The following is a 236-nucleotide window of genomic DNA, read 5'->3' as shown; positions in this document are numbered from 1 at the left end:
TATTCCCAAGTTTCATTAATCTTTATTTTACGAAGCTTTCCACCGCTGGTGAAAGCCTGTTGGTCAACTTGAAAAGTATCATTGTATTTATTCGCTATATATTCCTTAAATTCACGTTCAAAACCATACTTATCTTTGCGCTTGCGATAAGCATGAAAACTAAATCTAACTCCTTGTGGGTCGATAAAATAGTCATCTTTAGGATGGTATTTCCAATTCATAACCTTGCGGTCATC

General features: G+C 35.2%; 1 pseudogene. It reads right to left on the bottom strand.

Going from position 1 to position 236, the window contains the following annotated elements:
• A pseudogene (locus tag FD50_RS12820) lies at positions 1 to 236 on the bottom strand (IS1182 family transposase); the annotation flags it as partial.

The sequence above is a fragment of the Liquorilactobacillus satsumensis DSM 16230 = JCM 12392 genome, from assembly GCF_001435195.1.
Lineage (GTDB): Bacteria > Bacillota > Bacilli > Lactobacillales > Lactobacillaceae > Liquorilactobacillus > Liquorilactobacillus satsumensis.
Note: the sequence above shows the minus strand (reverse complement) of the source record. Positions and strands in the feature narration are given on the sequence as shown.